3 protein-coding genes are annotated in these 3,576 nt (G+C 32.2%); all 3 read left to right on the forward strand.

Annotated features, from left to right (window positions below; genetic code table 11):
* Nucleotides 1-117: 117 nt before the first annotated feature.
* The 3 genes from Q0Q96_RS05700 (at nucleotide 118) to Q0Q96_RS05710 (ending at nucleotide 3,503) form a co-directional block, all read left to right on the forward strand.
* Nucleotides 118-300: a hypothetical protein gene (locus tag Q0Q96_RS05700; protein ID WP_293872272.1), complete on the forward strand. Its 183-nt coding sequence runs from the start codon at nucleotides 118-120 to the stop codon at nucleotides 298-300.
* A gap of 120 nt (nucleotides 301-420) precedes the next feature.
* Nucleotides 421-564 (forward strand): hypothetical protein, encoded by a 144-nt coding sequence (locus Q0Q96_RS05705; RefSeq protein WP_293872273.1) that lies wholly within the window; start codon nucleotides 421-423, stop codon nucleotides 562-564.
* 299 nt (nucleotides 565-863) lie between these two features.
* Nucleotides 864-3,503 carry a choice-of-anchor L domain-containing protein gene (locus Q0Q96_RS05710; RefSeq protein WP_293872274.1) on the forward strand — a complete coding sequence of 880 codons (2,640 nt, stop codon included), beginning with the start codon at nucleotides 864-866 and terminating at the stop codon, nucleotides 3,501-3,503.
* The last annotated feature ends 73 nt before the right edge of the window (nucleotides 3,504-3,576 follow it).

The raw sequence follows: 3,576 nt of genomic DNA on the forward strand, positions 1-3,576 counted from the left end.
ATTTAATTCCGATATTTGTGCTAAAATGGTATCTTTCATAAAACAAAGATAATAAATATATTCTTTAGACTAAAGCCATTTATTTTTAAAAACTTCCCAAGCAATTGCATAAAAAAATTGGATTGCAACGCTAGCATTGAAACCCAATTCTATATTACGGCAACACTTGGAAATAAGAAAACTTTCAGCGGTATGGTGGGTAACGTGATTTTTAAAAACCTTAACGGAAAACAGATTGCCCAAAGCCGTCCGTCGGATGTAAAGCAAACAACTGCTTGTCATCTTCTATTTTGGGTTTAGTAATGTGTCAAGTAATTTTAGGCGGGGTCAGTTCAGCAAGTACTAAACTATTTGTTTTTTATTAATAAAGTAAATTAAACTTTTTCAATTAAATCAGTTGAAGAAAGGAAACGTTTACAATTGCTCATTAAATTGGTCAATTATTTATTACATGATAAGTTAGACATTCATGACGAAAATCCTAACACATTAAACTGGTTCAACAATACGGTACAACAAGCTAAAAAAGGAATTAAAGAATGGGAAGCTCGTTACTATTTATGAAGCGCCTTAAAACAACAATTTTTTCTTATAGATATATAATAAATTAAAATTTAATGATTTAAAGCCAAAAAATAGAGGCTGGGTAGCTGTGAAGACCCATTATATTGGAAATTTTTGATGTTAAATAGATTTTGAAAATTAAATAGGAAAATCTTATTTATAATAATTACTACAAAATTTTATACCCAATTTTAACTTTAGGTTAATTTTCATTATTCTAAAAGCAATTGTCATTTAATATGTTATATGTTTGACAAAATTAACTGATTTGTAAAAGATTAAATGTATTATACTAATGTATGAAAAAAAAATATTTTTATTTTTCACTACTCTTACTAACCTTCTCGTCTTTTAGCCAACGAATTTCAGTAAATACTACGCAGACCCCTACTCAATTAATCAACTCACTTTTCAATAGTGGTGTTTGCGCAAATATATCAGGAGTAACTATTACGCCTGGACTTCAAGGAACTGGGATTAATAGTCCCTATGGGTCTTACATAAATAATGGAACAGGAAATGTTTTTTCTCAAGGGATGATTATTTCTACAGGTTTCGCTAAAAGAGCAGGGGATACTGTTATTACTACTACTTTGAGCGATAATTTAGGTTCAGGAGGTGATGCAGATTTAGCTAATGCTTTTTCCATAAGTGCTCCAGCCGCTTTAGCTGATGTTGCATATGTTGAGTTTGATTTTGTACCAATAAAAAACACTATAAGTTTTAGATACTTTTTAGCTTCTGAAGAATATCAATACGATAAAAACTATCCTTGTCAATTTAGTGATGCTTTTGCTTTTTTATTAAAAGATAATGCTGTTGGAGTTTATACTAATATTGCATTAGTTCCAGGTACAGCAACACCAGTTGGGATAAGTACCGTTCATCCTGATTTAACTGGAGTTACAGGTGGTGGTGGATGTGCTGCTGTAAATCCAAATTATTTTAACGGATATAATCAAAATCCGCCTAATATAGATGGAACCAATTTTAATGGAAGTACTAAAGCTCTTGTTGCTTCTTCATCTGTCATTCCAGGGCATTCGTATCATATCAAATTAGTAATTGCTGATTATGGAAGTACATCAACCAATAGACTTTTTGATTCAGCTGTTTTTATTGAAGCTGGTTCTTTTGATTTGTCAGGCTATTTTACAGATCAAAATGCGGTGACTTTAACTGGTTCTGATGTATCTTGTTCTAGTAATCCTTTAGTGCTTAATCCTGTTTCACAAATATTACATCCAACCTATCAATGGTTTAAAGATGGAGTGGCTATACCAGCACCTCAAGGCACAGGTTCCAATTATCCTATTCCTGTTGGTGGAACTGGTAACTATAGTTTAGTTGTTACAGACTCTCAATCTGGTTGTGTCGATACTATCCCTGTTTTATTTGTTCAAGTAATTGATGCTCCTACAGTTTTACCTCAATCTTTTTGTACAGGTGCTACCGTTGCCAATTTAGTTGCCAATGGTACCAACATAAAATGGTATACTTCTCTAACGGGTGGTGTTGCAATAAGTTCTTCAACATTATTATCTACTGGTACTTATTATGCCTCTCAAACGGTAGGCTCTTGTGAAACTACCAGAACACCTACAAGTATTAATATAGGAAGTATCAATCCAACATTTAATACCGTAAACCCTATTTGTTCGGGAACTTCTTTAGCAGCATTACCAACGTTATCTACAAATGGGGTTACAGGAAGTTGGTTACCTGCCTTGAATAATAGTGCAACTACAATTTATACTTTTACTCCAGATGCAGGTCAATGTGCTTCAACATATCAATTGACCATTACTGTTAATCCTTTGCCTATCGTTACTGCAACTAATGTAAGTGGATGTAATGGAAATGCTATTACACTTGTCGGTAGCCCTCTAGGAGGTATATTTAGCACAGGTTCTTCCACTTATACAGGAGCTAGTACAACTTATACTTATAGTTATACGAATGTGAATGGATGTTCAGCAACAAGTTCAGTTGCAACTATTACAGTTAACCCATTACCAACAGTTACATCATCTAATGTGACAGGATGTGCCGGGAGCGCAATTACTCTTGTAGGTTCCCCAACCGGAGGTACTTTTAGCACTGGTTCACCAACTTATATTGGAGCAAGTAACACTTATACTTATACCTACACTGATGGAAATGGTTGTTCTGCAACAAGTTCTTTAGCATCTATTTCTGTATACCCAATTGTAATTCCATCGTTTACCGCTATAGCACCAATTTGTCATGGAACGTCGTCAGTTCCTGTTTTGCCATTAACTTCTTTAGAAGGAATTCAAGGAACTTGGTCACCTTCTGTAATTGATCCTACAGTTTCTAAATCTTATATTTTTAATCCAACATTCGGACAATGTATTTCTACTTATTCACTTACTATAACTGTGGTAAATAGTTTTGATTTTGTAATAAAATCGGGATGTGTTGGCACCAATTTTATTTTAGAAGTAATTACAAATGATGTATTTAACAGTACTAATGCAAATTTTAATTGGTCAATAAATAATACACCAATAGGTTCAAATAGCACAACTTTTAATGTTAACGATTATATAAATTCATTACAAACGACACAGCAATTTCCTTTAATATTCTCTTTAAATATTACTGATGGATCTGGATGTCAAAAAAATAGTTCTGTAACTGTAACTGATTTATTTTGTAATATTCAGAAAGGAATTACACCCAATGGGGATAATTTAAATGATTTTTTTGATTTACAGAATTTGAATGTTAAAAAAATAAATATCTTTAATAGATATGGGATGAAAGTATATTCAAAAGGAGGATATCGAAACGAATGGTATGGACAGTCGGATTCTAATCAAGAATTGCCAGATGGAACTTATTATTATGTTATTGAATTTAACAGTGATTCGTCAACCAAAACGGGATGGATTTATATAAACAGAGAACATTAAAATTTTATTTTTATTAAAAAAATGTCTACAAATTATAATTTTAAAAACAATCAAAAAAAGGTACCTTTTTTAC

This window comes from Flavobacterium sp. (genome assembly GCF_025352015.1).
Lineage (GTDB): Bacteria > Bacteroidota > Bacteroidia > Flavobacteriales > Flavobacteriaceae > Flavobacterium.